The 19,622-nt window shown below is 44.2% G+C and carries 13 protein-coding genes; 7 read left to right on the top strand and 6 right to left on the bottom strand.

Going from position 1 to position 19,622, the window contains the following annotated elements; all coding sequences use genetic code 11:
- Positions 1-36: 36 nt before the first annotated feature.
- Complete coding sequence (locus tag BMZ72_RS05950; protein WP_089806187.1) at positions 37-2,538, bottom strand: tetratricopeptide repeat-containing sensor histidine kinase; 2,502 nt, start codon at positions 2,536-2,538, stop codon at positions 37-39.
- A 934-nt stretch (positions 2,539-3,472) separates the two neighbouring features.
- On the opposite strand from BMZ72_RS05950, the gene BMZ72_RS05945 reads away from it, so the two are divergent.
- Together BMZ72_RS05945 and BMZ72_RS05940 are read left to right on the top strand one after the other, a co-directional pair.
- Positions 3,473-4,429, top strand: a complete 957-nt coding sequence (locus BMZ72_RS05945; RefSeq protein WP_089806185.1) for a heme-binding domain-containing protein — start codon at positions 3,473-3,475, stop codon at positions 4,427-4,429.
- Between the two features lie 4 nt (positions 4,430-4,433).
- Entirely contained in the window at positions 4,434-4,910 is a 477-nt protein-coding gene (locus tag BMZ72_RS05940; protein ID WP_143087615.1) for a cytochrome P460 family protein, read from the top strand.
- Between the two features lie 121 nt (positions 4,911-5,031).
- On the opposite strand, the gene BMZ72_RS05935 is transcribed toward BMZ72_RS05940, so the two are convergent.
- Positions 5,032-6,093: an alpha/beta hydrolase gene (locus BMZ72_RS05935; protein WP_089806181.1), complete on the bottom strand. Its 1,062-nt coding sequence runs from the start codon at positions 6,091-6,093 to the stop codon at positions 5,032-5,034.
- A gap of 472 nt (positions 6,094-6,565) precedes the next feature.
- Between BMZ72_RS05935 and BMZ72_RS05930 the strand changes: the two genes are divergently transcribed.
- Positions 6,566-7,792, top strand: coding sequence for an MFS transporter (locus BMZ72_RS05930; RefSeq protein WP_089807267.1), 1,227 nt, complete (start codon positions 6,566-6,568; stop codon positions 7,790-7,792).
- 20 nt (positions 7,793-7,812) lie between these two features.
- Here the strand turns inward: BMZ72_RS05930 and BMZ72_RS05925 are convergent, their stop codons facing one another.
- The 3 genes from BMZ72_RS05925 to BMZ72_RS05915 form a co-directional block, all read right to left on the bottom strand.
- Positions 7,813-9,198, bottom strand: a complete 1,386-nt coding sequence (locus tag BMZ72_RS05925; RefSeq protein WP_089807265.1) for a sigma-54-dependent transcriptional regulator — start codon at positions 9,196-9,198, stop codon at positions 7,813-7,815.
- A 188-nt stretch (positions 9,199-9,386) separates the two neighbouring features.
- The gene (locus tag BMZ72_RS36925) at positions 9,387-12,167 is read right to left on the bottom strand and encodes a sigma 54-interacting transcriptional regulator (RefSeq protein ID WP_255373122.1); all 2,781 of its coding nucleotides are present in this window, start codon (positions 12,165-12,167) and stop codon (positions 9,387-9,389) included.
- A 276-nt stretch (positions 12,168-12,443) separates the two neighbouring features.
- Complete coding sequence (locus BMZ72_RS05915) at positions 12,444-13,451, bottom strand: MBL fold metallo-hydrolase (RefSeq protein WP_218155208.1); 1,008 nt, start codon at positions 13,449-13,451, stop codon at positions 12,444-12,446.
- Between the two features lie 580 nt (positions 13,452-14,031).
- Here BMZ72_RS05915 and BMZ72_RS05910 point away from each other — a divergent pair.
- A complete protein-coding gene (locus BMZ72_RS05910) occupies positions 14,032-14,823 on the top strand; it encodes an SDR family NAD(P)-dependent oxidoreductase (protein ID WP_089806180.1) in 792 nt (263 codons plus the stop codon).
- 76 nt (positions 14,824-14,899) lie between these two features.
- Here BMZ72_RS05910 and BMZ72_RS05905 read toward each other — a convergent pair whose 3' ends face one another.
- Positions 14,900-15,688: an alpha/beta hydrolase gene (locus BMZ72_RS05905; RefSeq protein ID WP_089807258.1), complete on the bottom strand. Its 789-nt coding sequence runs from the start codon at positions 15,686-15,688 to the stop codon at positions 14,900-14,902.
- A gap of 654 nt (positions 15,689-16,342) precedes the next feature.
- On the opposite strand from BMZ72_RS05905, the gene BMZ72_RS05900 reads away from it, so the two are divergent.
- The 3 genes from BMZ72_RS05900 to BMZ72_RS05890 all read left to right on the top strand — a co-directional run bounded on the left by BMZ72_RS05900 (position 16,343) and on the right by BMZ72_RS05890 (position 19,620).
- Positions 16,343-17,182, top strand: a complete 840-nt coding sequence (locus BMZ72_RS05900; protein WP_089806178.1) for a sulfite exporter TauE/SafE family protein — start codon at positions 16,343-16,345, stop codon at positions 17,180-17,182.
- Positions 17,179-17,550: a DUF1634 domain-containing protein gene (locus BMZ72_RS05895; RefSeq protein WP_089806176.1), complete on the top strand. Its 372-nt coding sequence runs from the start codon at positions 17,179-17,181 to the stop codon at positions 17,548-17,550. Before BMZ72_RS05900 ends, BMZ72_RS05895 begins: the two co-directional genes overlap by 4 nt.
- 330 nt (positions 17,551-17,880) lie before the next feature.
- The gene (locus BMZ72_RS05890; protein ID WP_089807256.1) at positions 17,881-19,620 is read left to right on the top strand and encodes a thiamine pyrophosphate-dependent enzyme; all 1,740 of its coding nucleotides are present in this window, start codon (positions 17,881-17,883) and stop codon (positions 19,618-19,620) included.
- The last annotated feature ends 2 nt before the right edge of the window (positions 19,621-19,622 follow it).

Below are 19,622 nucleotides of genomic sequence, written 5' to 3'. Positions count from 1 at the left end.
AGCCGCTCTAAGAAAGGGTTTTGTAAGTCTGTCCCGTTATATGCTGATTTTCTCTGGCGCTTCCTGCCGTACGGCGATCTCTTCTTCATTTAATGGATCTACGCTGAAGATGATGGTTAGCTTCGCACCATTGTTATTTGTCAGCTGCAAGTCACCATGAATGTCTTCACTGAGCCCGCGTATCAGCTTTAAGCCGAGTTTACCGGAATGCCCGGTTGAGATGTTCGGATCAAAGCCAACGCCATTATCGGCAATTACGAGTATGATATTGCCATAGCTCTGTCGCATTGATATTTCAATATTGCCTTTGCGATTTTCCGGGAACGCATACTTGATCGAGTTGGTGATGGCTTCATTTAGAATAAGTGCAATCGGAATCGCCTGAGACAAGGGGAGATTTAAAGGGTCAACTGCTATTTCGAAGCGGATCTGTCCGCCGGTGCCAAAACTATCACCAAGGTAGTGTATGAACTCAGGAAGGTATACAGACATGTCAATGGTCTTCATGTCTCCGGACTGGTAAAGGCGCTGGTGTATGAGTGACATCGCGTAAATACGGTGCTGGACTACTTCCAGGGCCTTTAATGCATCCTTTTCCAGATAAGCGGCCTGTGACTCAAGCAGACAGATAACCGTATGAAGGTTGTTTTTTACTCTATGATGAACTTCCCTTAACAGCCATTCCTTTTCTTCAACAAGCCGCTGTAGCGATGCATTTTTATCACTGATTTCACCCTTTTGCTGCTCCAGCTGAACATTAGTCCTTTGTTTCAGGCGGAACCGGCTATATAACAGGCAAAGAACAAGGAGAAGTAAAGCAGAACCAGCAAGCATGGCTTTCTTAGTGAGTTTATCCTCATTTATCCGGGCTTGCTGAACGGCAGCTTCGCGGTTCAGCAGTTTGATGTCATCTTCTTTTTTTTGTGTTTCATAACGTACGCGTAGCTCGTCCATTCGCTTGGATCCCGCATTGACACGGGCGGTGTCCATGAGTTGCTGCAAAAGCATGGCATGCGCATAAGCACTCTTATAATCACCCATGGCGGAATCGATTCTGGCCAGGTAAGAATGTGCACTGGCTAATGACTCAAAGGTGATGATAAAATTGGGAATGTTTAAGGCGGCTAAAAAGGCCGATCTGCTTTTAGCATATTTATGAATGCGATAATAAAATTCACCTATCTCTAAATACAGATGATCTTCTCCAAGATTTCCTCTGATAGCGACGGTTTCCTTTTGGAGTCGTTCCGCTTCGATATATGCCTGTTCTGCTTTTCGGACATCGGTTGTTCCATAAGCACGACCCAGGGTAAGGAGTGCTTCCTGACGGTCAATGGGATTTGCCGGTGGATAGCTTTTCAGAAGGCGTTCTATTAGTTGGATGGCTTCCTCCGTTTTCTGTTTTGAAATTAGGTTAGCAGCCAGATTAAAGGCAACCGTATACATAGCCGGATCTCCTCCCAGGCGTTCAAACTCTGCCAAAGATTTTCGCGCCCACATGATGCTTTCATCGTAGTTAGGTGTAGCGTAACCCTGATCTGCGACTGAACGGTTGGAAAAAAAGTATGCCAGCGCAATACTATCCTTTGTTAATTCTGCAGTCCGGACTGTCTCCATGGCATATTTCAACTGACTTTCACGATCCCCATTGGTTGCGCCGATGATACTCAGGACATCCGTAGTATAATGTGTGTATGGAAAGCCAATTGCTTTTTCAATCGCAAACGCCTGCAGGAAAGCGTTCTTTGCATCATCTTTTTTACCGGCAGCAAAACTTAAAAAACCAATATTGGTCAAAATCGCAACCCTTTCTTCTTTCTTCCCAAGATTATGGTAGATAACGTCTGCCTGGCGCAGATGCGTAATTCTGTCCAGAATTGTTGTTGGCTGAAAAAAACTATATGTTCCCCAGTAAGAAAACGCCGCTGCCTGTTCCTCAGCAAAACCCTGGCTCCCCGCCAGTGAAATGACCTTAAGAAATAGCGAGTCTGCAATCGCAGTCTGGCTCGTCTTTAGATAGCACTTACCCAGGCCGGTCAGGCATTGGCAAACTGTTTTCAGATCGCCGGTTGTCTGTGCCAGATGTTGTGCTTTGAGAAGATACAATACCGCGCTATCTATGTTTTCTTTTCTTGTACCGGGTTGAAAGGCATACACGAATCCAACCAGTCCATTTATTCTGGCTGCTAACGATGGCGTGCTGCGTGTTGCGGCTATCTTTGCGGACCTGACATCCCTTGTTGCTATCCAGGTGTTCTGAGGGTTCGACAAGATATCGCTGAAGCCCTCTCCGGCGATCAGCCATGTGTTCAGGCGTGCCCTCGCTCCAGCAAGCGCCAGTCCGCTATCGAGGTCAATTTGATTCTGCCTGGCTACATTTAGTTCGGCGGCGGCAAGTTTAAGTAATAAACGCTGTGTGGAATACTGTTGGCTGTTTGACTGACAAAAGCCAACAGTATGAAATAGTATTAATATAAGCTGTAACAGCCAATATTTGTGACGGTCAGATCTACATACCAGATAATTTACGCTCGTCATAAAACACGTTTAAGTGTGTGCGGATAATATTCCTATACATTCACTGTGTTTTTCAATAACTATAAGGTCGGCCTTAAAACAGTACAGGTACGCGTTTTCAAAAGATAGCAGATACTTGTGCACCGGAAGTTATTCCGACATTGACTGGTTGATTCGGTATTATACCCGGGCCGTCAGCCTGCCTTCATTGGCTTTGGAAATCAACACCGGCTTAGAAGCCGCTTCGGTCCTGCTACAGTTACAATAAAAAACCGGACACTCAATTGTGCCAATGCGAGTTATAACATGAATGAAAAAAGGAGCTGGCAGCGGTGGACTCCATTTGGGGAGGAATGACTCGTGTGTGCAGCGCGGCATTGGTGAAGAAAAAGCCAGCTTTTTGCACCTGTATCTATGATCCACATGACTTGAAAGGTGACTATTGCTGGTTTCACCAGGCGGCTGCATTTTTGCTTACATAAGTATCCCGCAATAATGAATATGCTATTAATGGTCATTGCACCGTAAGTTAATTTACCGCATTTTGACCATATTTCCAAGTCTGGCATTCAAATACATTTATTTGAAGATCAGAACCTTACGGCTCCTTTGTTCCTGTTTATCAGCATTCGTTTAAGGCAATAAACGAGTTGCCATCTATCATAAAAGTAAGCGCCTCGTTCATGTCACCCATCCAACAGCAATATGCAGATATCGCCACTGCCCGCATCAGGCGCATAGAATGGTGTGTGCCTCACTATTATTGATATTTCAGATTATTCATTTGCACGAAGCGATATTTCGTGCATGATATTCCATTCACATCTTTATACAATACTGATAAACAAACAAATAGATAGTGGCATATCGTTGGTTTCTTCAGCTTACAATGATGGAATTCCCGACTGAAAAAGGGAATATATCGACGCCTGAATAATATGGAAAAGCAATAGTTATGAGATCGAATGCTAAACTCCCCGGCAGGAAAGCACTTGCCAGTACCGGGCTTATTTTTCTGGTAGTGTTAATCATCCTGCAGTTCTTAAGGCCGGAGATCAGGCGAAAGCCGATTACCGGTGACATTCCTGTTCCTGATAACGTAAAACAGATCTTCAGACGCGCTTGTTATGACTGCCATTCTAACGAAACAAAATTAGGATGGGCTGACCAGATCGTACCGGTTTATTGGCAGGTAGCCAGACATGTTAATACCGGACGCGCACACCTCAATTTTTCTGAATGGGATAAACTTACCCCTGCTGAGCAAAAACAGAAATTATGGGAATCTGTTAATCATGTTTTGCTTGGCGCGATGCCTCGCGCAGACTATTCTTTCGTGCATCCGGCGGCGCGACTATTTCCAGCTGATATCGCAGTGCTGAAGGACTACCTCGCGGGTCTGGTGGACAATCATCCCTCCGACACGGCCAAAATCAATGCGGAAGAAAGGCAATACCAGGAATGGTTGCATAATGATCCCGATCGAGGCATACCTGTGGCATTGAACGGAATCAGCTATGACCCGGATTACAAAAACTGGCAGGTGCTAAGTACCAGCGATCGTTTTGAAAGTGCTACCATGCGGGTCATTTTCGGTAATGATATTGCCATAGAGGCGGTAAAGAACAACAATACCCGTCCCTGGCCCGAAGGCAGCAGGATCGCAAAAGCATTATGGACCCAAATTATTGATTCGGCTGGTAATGCAAGAACGGGCGCATTCGTGCAGGTTGATTTCATGATTAAGAACAGCCAAAAATATGCCTCGACCGGTGGATGGGGATTTGCGCGTTTTAAAACGCTAAAAAAGACCCCATACGGTAACACTGTTCTATTCGCTACCGAGTGTATCAACTGTCACCGGCCGATGAAAAATCAGGATTATGTATTTACCATTCCTTTTAAAAACTGAGAACATGAAAAAGATACCCATTTTCTTACTGGCTACCTTGGCCCTGTTACCAGCTGGATGCTCTGATTCGCCCATCATAGATCACCAGGTCAATACCGATGCATCTTTTCCCGGCAACCTGAGCTTCGATAGAAAAGGCTTAAAAGTGATCAGCACTTTTATTGATCGGAAACAAGGACTGGTCTCGACGCTTTACGGTAATGATATCGCCCTCAACGCGGCAAAGTCCGGGACACAGGAAAGTGCACGCGGACTTGTTATGGTAATGGCAACATGGTCACAGCAACCTAACCCCTACTGGTATGGAAATAATATTCCGGGCCGGTTAAGAACAGTGGAAATGGTGACGTCCAACAGCCAGACAGGCAAACATATGTATTCAACCTGCGACCAGAAGAGCTGGCAGGGCAATAGTGTGATACCCAACTCCGAAGAGAGGATCAGGTATATTCTGGGACTAAAACCATCAGTGATGCCATAAATGAAAAAATGAACCCCGATCGCGTTGTGTCCTTGCTGCATATCAAAAGCCGTTTAACCCCAATCTATCAGGGGTTAAACGGCATTCTGATCAGCACACAGTTACCGTAGTTGCAGAGACATTATTTTAAATATTTCCTCAACTCGGCTGCGGCCTGAATAAACAGGGCTTCAGTCTGTGGTAATTTTGCCAGGCCAGTTAACAGCCCCCAGTCATGAATGACACCGTTATACCGCACTGTGGTAACCGGAACACCGGCCTGTTCCAGCTTTCGACCGTAGGCTTCGCCTTCATCTCTTAAGATATCGTTTTCCGCAACCTGGATCAATGCGGGCGGTAGGCCCTGAAGCTGCCCGGTCGTAGCTTTTAAAGGAGACGCATGTATGTCATCGCGTTTGCTTTCTTCCGGGATGTACATATCATACATCCACTTCATCACAGGCGTAGTTAAGAACCGGTCCCTGCCAAATGCCTGGTAAGACCCGGTAGTAAAATCATGGTCGAGGATTGGCCACATCATGATCTGCACGCTGATATGAGGACCATTATTTTCCTTTGCACGAATTGCGGTAACAGCTGTCATGTTCCCCCCAACGCTATTGCCAACTACTGCCAGCTTTTGACCGTTGACGTTGATCTCAGCTCCATGTTCGGCAACCCATTTTGTGGCTGCATATATCTGATCAATTTGAGTTGGATAGGCAGCATCAGGTGTACGGGTATAGTCTACAAAAACGCCCACAAAACCGGAAAGAACTGCCAGGTTCCTGACCATGTGTTGATGGGTCGGGAAGTCGCCCAACACCCAACCGCCACCATGGATATATATGAACACAGGTAAGACGCCTTTTACACCCTCAGGCCTTACGATTTTCAGTTTAACTTCCAGTCCGTCTTCTTTGATCGTCTTATCGGAAATGGTAACACCCGACATATCCACGGGGTACGCTTTCTGAACATCAACCAATACCTGTCTTGCCTGAGCAGGAGTAAGTGTCTCCAGGCCGGGGCCACCCGTGTTTAAAGTTTTCAGATATGTTTTAACACCTGGACTCAAATGCTCGTCAGTCGCCCAGTCCTGGACCTGAGCGTGAACATTCAGGCTGGCAGCACAGACGAATAAGAAAATTACGGCAATAGCGTTGACAAATTTGTTACGCGTATTAATGTTTTGCTTTTTCATACTTTTTCCTGATTAGTTATTTAAAGAATGATGCTGATTCTGATCATGCAAGGTACTTTTCAAGTTCTGCAGCAGTAGAAAACTTAGCCAATGCAATGCCATGGATTAACTCACAGGTAATCAGGTGTTTGTTAAAATGTTTTGAATTTCAGACCAGCGAAATGTCGCTAATGGCGAGATGATTGTTTAAATATCAAATATGGAATGCGAAAAGATTTGACTGGCGACGATGTCAGGTCATAAACACTCATTCAGCAAGTAGTACCTGGTCATCTGTGCAGAGGGGCCTATTTCGAAAGCATTTATTTCAACAGACATTTGTCGATAAACGATATGTCAATACCGCATTTTTCTTATAAATTTCTAATTGACTGATAAGTAATATCTTATCTGGGGCATGCTAGTTGTAAAAGGTTTATTTCATGCTATTGCTACGCTTGCATTCAGCAGTATTTACTTCAATATCAGGGCTATGAACAGAACAATCAATTTGCCGCGCATATCCGAAGAAAAACGAGAAAGCCTTTTATGGCTTCTGGCGGCAGCGACATTCATCATTTTTTTCCAGGCTTACATGATCGCGCCCCTAATTCCCAACCTGGCTGAAATTTTCAAAGCATCAGAGCAGTTCACCGGACTTTTGATTCCTGCCTATCTTCTTCCATATGGGATCTCAACCTTATTTTTCGGCCTTTTGGCTGACCATTTCCTTCCGACATCAATAATAATTTTATCTCTGCTTGCTTTCACGGTCTTATCGTTATTGACCGCTATTGCGACAAATATTGACCAACTGATATTATGGCGATTCCTTACAGGTATGGGATCAAGTGGAGTTATTCCTATTTCAGTAGCGCTGACAGGCAGATTATACAATTTCAAAGAACGAGGCAGACCCCTGGGTTTGCTGTTTGGTGCTATGGCTGGAGGTGCAGCAACCGGGTCTACTCTCGGCGTCCTGATCGTACCTCTCATAGGCTGGCGTCTTTTATTCATCGGGCTTGGAGTGCTGGCTGCCTTCGTATTAGCGATGCTCGCACTCAATATATCCAGATTGCAATTACCAAAGCTGGCTTCATCTGGTCTGACGTTGAAGAAAGTTTTCCGGATCTATTACCATTTGCTAACTCAAAGACGTGGATTAATGACATATTTCTATGTTTTTTGCAATGGCGTTTTTCATTCGGGAGTATTTACATGGCTTGGGTTATACTTTAAAGTAAATTATAGCCTTCATGAATGGCAGATCGGACTGGCTTTATTGGGATACGGATTACCAGGATTTATTCTTGGGCCACTGATTGGTAAGGCTGTTGACAAAAAAGGGCGAAAAATATTATTGCCTGCGGGCATTCTTATCAGTGCCCTGAGTGTGGGATTGCTGGCTACTCACTCGCCGTTATGGGTAACCTTCGTGCTGGTTTCCAGTCTTTCGCTGGGTTATGATCTGAGCCAACCCCTACTTGCGGGTATAATAACGGAAGTCGGTAAACACCAGCCCGGACAGGCAATAGGCTTAAATGTATTTACGCTGTTTATGGGCTTTGGAATGGGAAGCCTGCTATTCGGCGCCTTGATACCCTATGGGTGGTCTGTTGCACTTCTCACCTTCACCGTATTCCAATTGATCCTGGCGATTATTAGTTTTCGTGTTTTTAAAAATGAAACGAATACCATTGAACAAACAATCCCGACTTAAAGGAGGGCGTATTAATTATCTTATTTTCTGTTATAATGTTTCTTATCGATGCCAAGTTTTTTCATTCTTGAGTTCAATGTAGACACTTTGATTCCCAACATTTGTGCGGCGCCTCCTTCGCCATAAACCTTCCAGTCACATTTGTCGAGGATCGCAAGGATGTAATCACGCTCATTTTCCGCGATGGTCTTTACTTTATCTACTTCGATCTCAATAACAGCTTTGTTCTTATCTTTTGGTAAAACCAGGTTTGTTATCAGGTTACCCATAGATAGCAGCACACTTCTTTCCATCATATTTTCCAGTTCACGGACGTTGCCTGGCCAGCTGTATTGGCTTATCTGGTTAATAACCTCATCGGAAAATCCGGTAATTGACTTGCCTTGTTTATCGGCGTATTTTTTCAAAAAGTAATCAGCTAACAACAATACGTCACCCGGTCTCTCGCGTAGCGGAGGCAAGACTATCGGGAAGATATTTAAACGATAGTAAAGATCCAGTCTGAATCGGCCTGCACTAATTTCTTCCTCAAGATTCCGATTTGTGGCAGCGATAATACGGACATCCACTTTTTTCCCAACACCGCCTATTCTTTCGATTTCCTTTTCCTGTAATACACGTAAAAACTTAACCTGCAGATCTAATGGAAGCTCGCCGATTTCATCAAGAAAAATGGTCCCGCCATCGGCCTGCTCAAATTTTCCGATCCGTCTATTAAAAGCACCTGTAAAGGAGCCCCTTTCATGTCCAAACAATTCTGACTCGATCAGGTTAGCCGGAAGTGCACCACAATTGACTACAATCAACGGTTTATTTCTTCTGGATGAAAGTCTGTGGATGGCCTGGGCAATCAGCTCTTTACCTGTTCCACTTTCACCGAGGATGAGCACTGCCGTATCGGACTGGCTTACTATTTTCACATTGTTAAGGATGTTGATTACTGCGGGGCTCTTCCCAATAATCTCTTTAAGCTCCCCTGGAGCAAAGATTTTACCATTCTTGAGGAATTCGTCGCTGTTTTTAACTTCCTCTTCTGCATGCTGGTGTAAATACCAGGCTACATCAAGCATGACAAGCACATCTTTGGCTCTAAAAGGCTTAACAAGAAATCCATAGGGTCTGGTAGCTTTTGCCGCATCTAAGATTGGTTTGTCTGAGTTTGCTGATAAGTACACAAATGCGATTTTCATCTCTCTTAATCTGGCAGCCAGATCAATTCCGGTGAGATTCCCCTGGAGAAGAATATCCAGCATAACCATATGCGGCTGTTCCTTTTCGATCATCTTCAATGCAATCTGTACTGACCGGGCTATCCCTGTTACTTCATACCCTGCCCGCTCCAGGATCCCCTGCATGTTATTCGCTTCAACGAATTGATCCTCTACAATTAAAATTTTTGTTCTCACATCTTGACATATTAGAATTATAACCATTCTAAGCCCAGTTGCGGACCAGTGTACCTGAATTTAAGCTATTTTTGTGCTATAACCTTGGCCTTATTAACGATCGGCGTGTAAAAGCGCAGGCCAGATGAAACATCGCCCTAACCTGATATTTATTCTGGTGTTTATAAGGCCGAAATAATCATGTACCCTCATACTAAATGCTGTCTCTTAATTCCTAATCTTTTTATTTTTGAATTGAGCGTACTGGGAGGCACTCCTAAAATTTCCGCTGCACCACCAGGGCCGGAGATCCTGCCCTGACAATACTTCAAAATCCTTAAAATATGATCGCATTCATTTTCGTCGATGGTCTTCAGGGAAATCTCTCCATTAGTGGTGATAACAGCATGAGGTAGCTTATTTGAGGGCAAATGGATGTGTTTCAGCGTAGGTCCGGTCGTTAACAAAATACTTCGTTCTATCAGATGTTCAAGTTCTCTGATATTGCCCGGCCATGAATAGTTGATCATGTCCTGCAGTGCCTTATTTCCAAGCGTCGTAATTTTTCGGCCGGTCTTTTTGGAAAAACGATGTATGAAGTGAGTTGCAAGTATAGGGATGTCCTCTTTTCGGTCCCGGAGAGCTGAAAGTTCGATTGGGAAAATATTTAACCTGTAATAGAGATCATTGCGAAACCTTCCTTCATCCACTTCCTTCTCCAGTTCGCGGTTTGTAGCCGCAATGATCCTCACATCAACTTTGATAGTTCCCCGGCCACCAACCCGTTCAATCTCTTTTTCCTGTAGTGCCCTTAACAATTTAACCTGAAGCTCCAACGGCATTTCGCCAATCTCATCCAGAAACAAAGTTCCGTTATTGGCTAGCTCAAATTTCCCCAACCGGCGTTCGGTGGCACCAGTAAAACTGCCTTTTTCATGTCCGAACAATTCACTTTCGATTAGATTCGCAGGTAGTGCGGCGCAATTAACTTTCACCATCAGTTTGTTTTTTCTGGGTGAGTTATTATGAATTGCCCGTGCGATGAGCTCTTTACCGGTGCCTGTTTCTCCCAATATCAGCACAGTGCTATCTGATGATGCCACCTGGGTGACCATCCGAAAGACTTTCTGCATAGCCTGGCTTTCACCGATGATCTCCGCATAGTTCTGATTAACTTCTATCTCTTCTTTTAAATAAATTGTTTCCTCCTCGAGCTGTTGTTTATAGCGATTAATTTCTGCAAACTGTCGATTCAGCTTTTCGTTAGCGATTATATTTGATAGTGCGATCGAGATCTGAGAGCAAATGCTTTTAAGCAATATTTCCTGATGTTTGATCTGATTAAAATCGGGATGAATGAAACTCAATACAGCACTACCTTCTGTGCCAGGTTGTATGAACATGCCTATGCGCTCATCTTCTCCCCCAGCCCTTTCGCGCCAGGCGTTTGTAACGAGCAAAGCGGAACTTTCATTTACCTTATAAAGAACAGGACCTTCTGAATTCGTAACGAGATCCAGCAACCCATCCGGAAAGGCTAACAGCGATTGCCGGTGAAAGAACGGGTCAGCATTGAAGTTGATTGGGTCTTCGGTGTCGTAAAGCAATGGGCTCCATTCGTTATTTTCCGTATTCAACAAGTGAATAATGTAATCCTGAATACCGAAAAGTTCGTGCAGCTGAATTTTCAGGGTCCTGGACAGCAGTGCTTTGTCTCTGACAGGAGCAATAGCATGACTAAACTTTAACAAACGTCCTTTCTCGTCCTCTCTGCTTTTGATTTCCTGATTGGCCATAATATTTGCGACAGAGATACAGAGCTGATGCGACAGGCTTTCAATTAGTTGTAACTTGTCATTGGTGATAATGGATTTATCGGCGAAATAGATCATCCAAAACCCAAACACTTCGTCTCCCTTAGCGAGACGAGTAACCAGCAAGACCTTTTGTTGTAATTGTTGGTTGATGGCAATGTATATTGGCGGATGCTCCTCCAGGGCAAGTTCACCAAGATCATATAATAATGGCGCTGCGGTTTGTCTGGCACAGTTTAAAATAGCATCACTTATCTTGTTATTACTGTCCTTCTCACCAAAATTGGGAAAATGAGTTTTTGCACGTGCATCTTCATCAAGCAGGAAGGCGCTGTATGTCTGATCTTCATTGTCGCATACAGCAATCATCGTATGGCTGCACCCCAATAGCTTCTTAAACTTATCCTTAATAAATCTGGCCAATTCATCTGTGTTCCTTACTGACGCTATGTCCGTGTTGATGGCCAGCAATAGCTCCATTTCATTCTTTCTGCGTAGTGTCTCTTCAATCATGTTGATATTGGAAAGTCCTACGGAAAACTGTGCGCTGATTCCCTTTAATAGATTTATTCGCAAAGAGCTGACAGCATGTGGATACATATGCAAAAACAAGTACCCTAGAGTTTCTCCGGTTACCTTCAGCATGACAATTGCGAACTCGCTCCAGCCCTTTGTGTCCCAGGTTTTGAAAAGCTCTACCAATGGAAACCTATCCGCATACGCAGAAGTGTCAAAGCACACATCTGAAATGACACTGATCATGTTTTCTAATGCGGTGGCCAGAACCGGGTCCTTTACTCGCCGGCTGGACTTTTTAAGTTTTATATCGCTCAGAATGTGTTCCTTTTCAAATTCGTGAAAGTGATAGTCATCCGGATCGGTGCCATGCAAGATGATGGTAAGTCCTTCGATATCAAAAAACGTGGCTAACCTGGCATGCACGGCCTCAAAAAGATCGTCGTTATTCCTCGATGCAGCGATCTCACTACTGAGATTCAATAAAATGGTCTTTTCATCATCATCTGTTTGAAGTGTATCCGAAGAAAGTTGGCCTAGAATAGCATCTTTAAATTTTTCAGAAAGACTTTCTATGCTTTGAAGGTGCTCATTAAGCATTTCTGAAAGTCCTTTATGCCTACCCTCTTCAATTCCGGGGAGTTTATGAAAGTTTACCATATTCAATAGTTTGATAGATATGAGTAACTGATTGACCTGGCAAATGAAACTATTGATAAATGTGGCAAATTCAATGCCTTTAGATAAATGGCTGATTTGAATAATTTTATAGATAGATGTTTTTTTGTCTTAGCGATATATCGCTAAGACAAAGGAGCTCATTATTGATATATCACTAATAGGATCATCAACAACGTGGGCGTCTGGCATATTGTCTAAGGCGAATTGTAAAAAGGATCGGACAAGAACAATAGCTCTCATCCGATCTGCAACTAATCAAACACCAGTAAACACGAGTTTAGTGAAAAAATCACCTGTGATGACATACTTGCCGAATACAGGATCAAAAGAGGCTGTCGGTTTGGCTGCAATCGTCTCGTTCAAAGTCCTCCCTTGTTTTTTTAATTTGGAAACACGTTCCCTTACAGTTGAAAGCATGTCGTGAAATTGTATCAGCTGTGCATGGTTACCTACCGCACCATGCCCTGGGATAACAATTGTGTGCTTATTGGTCTGCGCTACATTCTGAGCCGCTGCAGCAATCATTCCATCGATGCTTCCGCCGGTCGCATAATCGATGAATGGATAATAGGCGTTCCAGAAAGTGTCCGCAACATGCAGGATATCCGCATTCGGAAAATATATAGAAGAGTCTCCGTCGGTATGCGCCGGCTGGTAGATTTTCACGTGAACATCTTCGCCGTTAAAATGGACATTGTGCTCTTTTTTATAGGTAACTGTAGGGATCCCTCCTGGTGGCAGAGGGTCAAAGGTATAGTTCCATTCCGGCTGAAATATTTTCTTCGTCAGGTGATCACGCGTGATATCCTGTGATACTATTGTTGCACCTGCATCGTGCATCCATTCATTGCCGCTGGTATGATCGAAATGCCAGTGACTATTGATAAGCAACTTCATAGGTTTGTCACTTATCGAATTTAATGCAGTCTTTACGTGTGCTTTCGATACATTTATGCCGGCATCTATCAGCAGCTTTCCTTCCGGGCCATTCAAAACGGCAATGTTACCGCCAGATCCTTCCACCATATAGATATTACCTCTTAGTTTGGTTACATTGATTTTGGAAGTGGCAGCAGCTCTATTTATCTGTTGAACCGGGCCATCTTTTACCTGGGCCGTTAAAAACCTGGGAGCCAGCAGTACGCCGGCAGTAATCTTTGCAGCAGTTGCTAAAAATTTTCGGCGACTCAAATTAGTTTGATCTGTACTCATAGTGTTGTTGTTTAATTTTTTAATCGATAAAAATTTAGCCAGGCCGTGCATTTATGCCGGACAGGTTGTCCAACGCATTAAGCATTGCAACGAACCTTAACGACCAACATAAAGTAAGATTGATGCCAGTCGATAGTATTCTGGTAGTCAGGCTATTACAAAACATTCACCAACATGCCGGCTGCGACATATCGCTATTTTCCCCGTAACAATTGAAATGGCAACGTTTGCCAGGGTAATTCAGATACATCAGACAACAAGATTCTTCATTTGGTGAAATATCTGGAAGTTGATGTAACAGGATGCGTGTCGGGTCACTCTCTTATAGTGAAGGAATGCTTTGTTGGGATTTCGGAAATACAATACTGATTATTGAAATATCGCCATTACAGTCATTAATGCTATCTGTTAATCGAATGATAATCATGTTTTTAAAGATGGTATGATAATTTCTCATTGCCGTAGTTACCAGCGTATAATGTCTCGGCAGGTGTCTGTTAGCGATTAAAGGTTGACAAAAGGCAACGATTGTCTAAAGAAAAGTCGAATTAACGATTACAATCAATACCCATCTGGCTGGGAGAAGTTGAAGAACTATTTCAAAATTGAAAATTTATTAAAATCAATTTTTATGGAAAATCAGCGTAATGAGTTGTCTCAACCCGTCGTAGCGGGGGGAAGATTAAAAGGCAAAGTAGCACTGATAACAGGAGGAAATAGTGGTATCGGACTGGCCAGCGCAAAGCGGTTTGTCAATGAAGGCGCCTTTGTGTATATAACGGGGCGGCGTCAAAAACAACTGGATGAGGCGGTAGCAATCATCGGAGGAAATGTCACCGCTATTCAGGGAGATGTCAGCAATCTGGCAGATCTTGATCGCATCTATTCAATCATCAGATCCGCACACAACCATTTGCATGTTGTATTTGCTAATGCGGGACTGGGTACTTTGGAGCCTCTTGGGAGTATAACTGAACAGGGATTTGACCTGGCATTTGGTGTCAATGTTAAAGGTACACTTTTCACCGTACAGAAAGCGCTTCCCCTGCTGTCCAGTGGAGCATCCATCATCCTGACGGGGTCAACTACCGGCGTAAAAGGCACGGCGGCTTTCAGCGTTTACAGTGCTACAAAGGCGGCAATACGGAACTTCGCAAGAAGTTGGGCACTTGATCTGCGAGGTACAGGCATCCGGGTCAATGTACTTTCGCCAGGTGCAACATCCACACCGGGACTGCTGGATCTGTTAGATAGCACAGGAGCCCAGGCGGAGGCGCTCCAGCAGTTTTGTGATCAGTCGCCGCTCAGCCGTGTCGGAGATCCCGAAGAAATTGCAGCTGTCGCTGTATTCCTGGCCTCAGATGACAGCACATATATGACTGCATCTGAAATTTTTGTAGACGGCGGCCAGGCGCAAATATGATTCGACAGATAAGGCCGCAAGTCCGAAAATAGTAATCCCCCGATGTTTACATCCGGGGGATTTTTTGCGAACATTCTTATCTGCTTACCTTATTGGCGGCAGCTATGACAACAGCGGCTACTTCGGCAGGATGACTCATGAAAACAACATGACTTCCTTTCAACCGGGTAATAACACTTTTGGACCTTTGGTACATATTCATAGTAATTTCCGGGTTGATACTTTTATCACCATCCGAAGATATTCCAAAAGTAGGCCTGGTTTTCCAGGCCGCTTCTGTAACCGGTGTTCCAAAAGCGGCAGCAGGAATAAATCCTGAAGAGGCATACATGAAATCAGCAGTTTCCTGGCTGAGGTCCACACAGAATCCTGCATGGAACTTTGCCCTATCGTAATAAACGTTACCTTTTTCATCAGGTGGTAGTAACCCATTCTCCGGCTTTGCCGGTGCACTGGACGCAAGTTGAGCGGTAGTTTCACCTACTTCGGGCTGAAACCCGTTGACATAAACAAGCGCAACAACTTTCGGATGTACACCTGCCTGTGTGATGACTGTACCGCCCCAGGAATGCCCGATAAGAACAACAGGACCATCTATTTTATCAAGTGCGAAGTTCGTTGCATCGACATCTGCCTGAAGCGATGTACAAGGATTTTGAACAAGTGTGACATTATATCCAGCTCTTGTAAGTTCCTTGTAAACACCCTGCCAGCCAGACGCGTCAGCGAAAGCCCCGTGCACAATTACAATGTTTTTCACCACGGACGTTTGAGCATAAGCCCTCGTTGTAAACATCATCGCACATGCCAGCAGCAATAGAAAAGTCAGGCTGACTGCCCTTTTAGTCAATTTCTCTTTTTTCATTTTCAGTTCATTAAAGTTTAAGGATGTGATTTTCACGGATGTTAATCCAATCAGATACCAGAGTTTAATGAACTCACAAACAGCAAATTACAGACATTTTCTATCGATCCCTGGTTGCGGGATTTCGTGTATGTGAAGCGCATTAGCCAAATCTTACAGGCCATTCGTTTGCGACCATACTGTCCATCTGCCCATTTAAAAGACCTGGTAGTCGGTTAGTTTTCCATTCCCGCAGTAACCATTTTAACATTGATCTATGTACAACATAAGCCTGACTGGGTTCATCGATCCTTTTCGGCGGTTTTACAAGCTATTGCAGCGGTAGTAATTCTTTACCTGTTGATCATGACTGTATCAGGATTCTTACCAAATTATACCTGGCACAATGCCTGAATGCCGCTGTCGGCGATAAGTGCATGGGACCTTATTCAATGTTTTTATATCGATAATCGAATACATACCAGCGAAATGAAGAGACCTGTATAGGTCAAAAAATGCCTCAACTTTTTGGCTTTCATGATGTTGCCGTATGGCATTTGAGTTGTACAAATAAACTGGACACCCTGTAATGTTTCGGGCAACCCAACTGTAATTATCCAATATAACGATACAATAAACATTCGGCATTTTGCTACTTAAAAAGGAGGTGAACAGATGACAATAATCAGCTTGACATTGATAATATTAGCAGGCGCATATCTTGCAGGGCTGATCGGTTCTATGACTGGTCTTGGTGGCGGATTTATAGTGATACCACTGCTCACCTTGATTCTTCATGTGGATATTCGCTACGCCATAGGGGCATCGCTTGTGTCAGTAATTGCTACTTCTTCAGGAGCAGGAGTCGCGTATGCGAAAGAAGGCGTCGCCAACTTAAGACTGGCAATGTTTCTGGAGATAGCGACAACTATAGGTGCGATCGCCGGCGCTTTTTTTTCGGCGTATGTACCAGTACATATCATTCCTGTGCTCATTGGAACCATTCTTATTTTTTCAAGTGTCATGTCCTTACGGAAAATTAAGGACACCAAATGTGAACATCCGTCACAACTGGGGTACCGGTTAAAGCTCAATGGCACCTACAGAATGGGCGCTCAAAACATTAATTACTCAATAAGAAATATAACCGGCGGATTCTTTACAATGCTGTTTGCCGGTTTCACATCTGGTCTATTGGGTATCGGCTCCGGCGCACTAAAGGTTTTAGCAATGGACTCGGTAATGAGGGTGCCGTTTAAAGTATCTACAACAACCAGCAACTTTATGATTGGCGTTACGGCAGCAGCAAGCGCGGTGATCTATTTTCAGCACGGCTATATGGATACGGTCATAACTATGCCCGTCGGAATTGGCGTTCTTTTAGGGTCGTTAACAGGCGCCCGGTTGTTAGCCAGGATTAATTCTCCAAGGACCTTACGTCTAATTTTTGCCATTGTTGTTTCCATGCTCGCAATTCAGATGATGTACAATGGTATTAAAACACACAACCAATGAAAAAATTCGATGATATTGATCTTGCCACCGTTATTGCCAAAGCGCTGAGAACCGGTGTTATTTCAGCTTTTGCATGTATGCTTACCGGCGGCATTGCCTATCTGATCAAACATGGGAATGATCAAAGCCGATTTACAACATTTACGTTAACCAGAATAAAGATCTCAGACATCTTCAGTGGTTTATCATTTCTCGACAGCCGCTCAATAGTCTATGCCGGCCTGATTTTGCTGATCGCGACACCTGTTATGAGAATACTACTTTCTGTTTTCAGCTTTGTATTGGAAAAAGACTATTTCTATACTGCTGTCACGCTTTTGGTGCTGCTGATCATTTTCTTTAGTATAATCAGCGGACACGCAGCTTAATCCAGACCATTGCCGTTACCCGGTCGCTTCTCTCCTCTCATATAAAGTCAATCTCATTCACTGTAAACTTCTCCCTATAAGCGCCGGTCGTTTGCGCGTGTGGCATCCCAAACACACACCATACTTATCACAAGCAAATTGTTGGCATTTCGCACCCGGCAAAAGAAATATTGAAATATCGTTGCGTGATTGTGATAAACATTGCACTAATTGATTGATATGCAGCTGATTAATTTATGGCATTTGTTTTTGATGATTAATAGTGTTTGGCAGCGATAAAATCGTCTCCGCTAAATGCAGTTAAACTCAAACAACATTAAAATCAATAACATGGCCAGGAATGTAGCAGAGCAACTTGTAGCGTTACTCGTAAAAGCTGGTATTAAACGCATCTATTCAGTTACCGGCGATAGTTTAAATGAATTCAACAATGCCGTCAGAAAGGATGGGAACATCCAATGGATCCATGTCAGGCATGAAGAAGCTGGTGCGTTCGCTGCCGCCGCAGATGCAGAGCTCACCGGTTTAGCCTGTTGTGCGGGCAGTAGCGGTCCAGGGCACGTGCATTTAGTCAACGGGCTATATGATGCGCACAGATCGGGGGTTTCTGTGCTCGCGATCGTAGCTACGTGTGCAACGGGTGAATTTGGTACCGGATATTTCCAGGAAACCAGCACAACAAAGTTGTTTGATGATTGCAGTCATTATAACCAGATAGCGAATACGCCGCACCAGCTACCACGTATGGCGCAAGCAGCAATACAGCATGCAATCCAAAAAAAGGGTGTTGCAGTACTGGGGCTTCCCGGAGACGTTGCCGGACTTGAAGCGGTCGCCAGTGTTTCTTCAGATCGCAACTATTTCGCAAAAGCACATATTCTGCCGGCAGAAGAAGATCTCCGGCGACTTGCGGACCTGATCAACCGGCATAAGAAGATCTGTATTTTCTGTGGCATTGGCGCCGCTGATGCCCATGATGAAGTTGTTCAACTATCGACTCTTCTGCAGGCGCCGGTCGGCTACTCATTCCGGGGCAAAATGAGTATTCAACCTGACAATCCGAATGAAGTGGGCATGTCGGGATTACTCGGGTTACCTGCAGCATATCACAGTATGCATGAAAGCGATCTTATCCTGCTGCTCGGAACTGATTTCCCATATGCCCCTTTCATTCCTAATGATAAAACTATTGTTCAAATCGACATACAGCCCGAACGCCTCGGACGTCGTGCGAAGGTCGATCTGGGACTTTTCGGTGATATTAAAGACACTATAGCGGCGCTACTTCCCATTCTCTACAAAAAAACAGATGGCTCATTTTTGCAAGCCCAATTGCAGGTATATGAAAAGGTAAAGGAACATCTAAAAATTTACGTGAGGGATAAGGGCAAACGAGACGCAATACATCCTGAAGCTGTCGCATCGATCGTAGACAGATTGGCATCAAATGATGCCGTATTTACCGTCGATACTGGTATGTGTTGCGTCTGGGGCGCCCGGTACATCACCGCCAATGGCAAACGAAAGCTCATCGGTTCATTTATTCACGGTTCTATGGCAAATGCCATGCCTCAGGCGATAGGTGCAGCGATGGCTTTACCTGACAGGCAGATTGTCGCCTTGTGCGGTGACGGAGGTATATCTATGTTACTGGGCGACCTGGCAACGATTAAGCAATATAACCTGGATGTCAAAATAATTGTCTTCAATAACCGATCTCTGGGTATGGTGAAACTTGAAATGGAGGTCGCTGGAATCTTAGACTATCAAACTGACATGGTCAACCCTGATTTTTCATTGGTAGCAAAAGCGGCAGGGATAAGAGGAATTAACATACACGAACCGGAACAATTGGAACCGTTGCTGGCAGAAGCCTTTGCAAATCGCGGCCCGGTCCTGATTAACGTCTTTACCGATCCAAATGCCCTCGCCATGCCTCCTAAGTTAGATTTCAGAATGATCAGGGGTATGTCCCTCTTTATGGGCAAAATGATGCTCGGGGGAAAATTTGAAGAAGTAATAGAAATGATCAAAGCAAATTATAAGCACCTGGAAGACTTGAACAATTAATC

The organism is Chitinophaga sp. YR627 (genome assembly GCF_900114995.1).
In the GTDB taxonomy this organism is placed as follows: domain Bacteria; phylum Bacteroidota; class Bacteroidia; order Chitinophagales; family Chitinophagaceae; genus Chitinophaga.
The sequence above is the reverse complement of the archived record's forward strand: the minus strand, read 5'-3'. Positions and strand labels throughout refer to the sequence as shown.

Coding starts and splice junctions, on each gene's coding strand:
- BMZ72_RS05900 (WP_089806178.1), top strand. CDS start 16,343: ATGACAATAATCAGCTTGACATTGATAATATTAGCAGGCGCATATCTT.
- BMZ72_RS36925 (WP_255373122.1), bottom strand. CDS start 12,167: ATGGTAAACTTTCATAAACTCCCCGGAATTGAAGAGGGTAGGCATAAA.
- BMZ72_RS05930 (WP_089807267.1), top strand. CDS start 6,566: ATGAACAGAACAATCAATTTGCCGCGCATATCCGAAGAAAAACGAGAA.
- BMZ72_RS05890 (WP_089807256.1), top strand. CDS start 17,881: ATGGCCAGGAATGTAGCAGAGCAACTTGTAGCGTTACTCGTAAAAGCT.
- BMZ72_RS05915 (WP_218155208.1), bottom strand. CDS start 13,451: ATGCACGGCCTGGCTAAATTTTTATCGATTAAAAAATTAAACAACAAC.
- BMZ72_RS05905 (WP_089807258.1), bottom strand. CDS start 15,688: ATGAAAAAAGAGAAATTGACTAAAAGGGCAGTCAGCCTGACTTTTCTA.
- BMZ72_RS05940 (WP_143087615.1), top strand. CDS start 4,434: ATGAAAAAGATACCCATTTTCTTACTGGCTACCTTGGCCCTGTTACCA.
- BMZ72_RS05945 (WP_089806185.1), top strand. CDS start 3,473: ATGAGATCGAATGCTAAACTCCCCGGCAGGAAAGCACTTGCCAGTACC.
- BMZ72_RS05895 (WP_089806176.1), top strand. CDS start 17,179: ATGAAAAAATTCGATGATATTGATCTTGCCACCGTTATTGCCAAAGCG.
- BMZ72_RS05935 (WP_089806181.1), bottom strand. CDS start 6,093: ATGAAAAAGCAAAACATTAATACGCGTAACAAATTTGTCAACGCTATT.
- BMZ72_RS05910 (WP_089806180.1), top strand. CDS start 14,032: ATGGAAAATCAGCGTAATGAGTTGTCTCAACCCGTCGTAGCGGGGGGA.
- BMZ72_RS05950 (WP_089806187.1), bottom strand. CDS start 2,538: ATGACGAGCGTAAATTATCTGGTATGTAGATCTGACCGTCACAAATAT.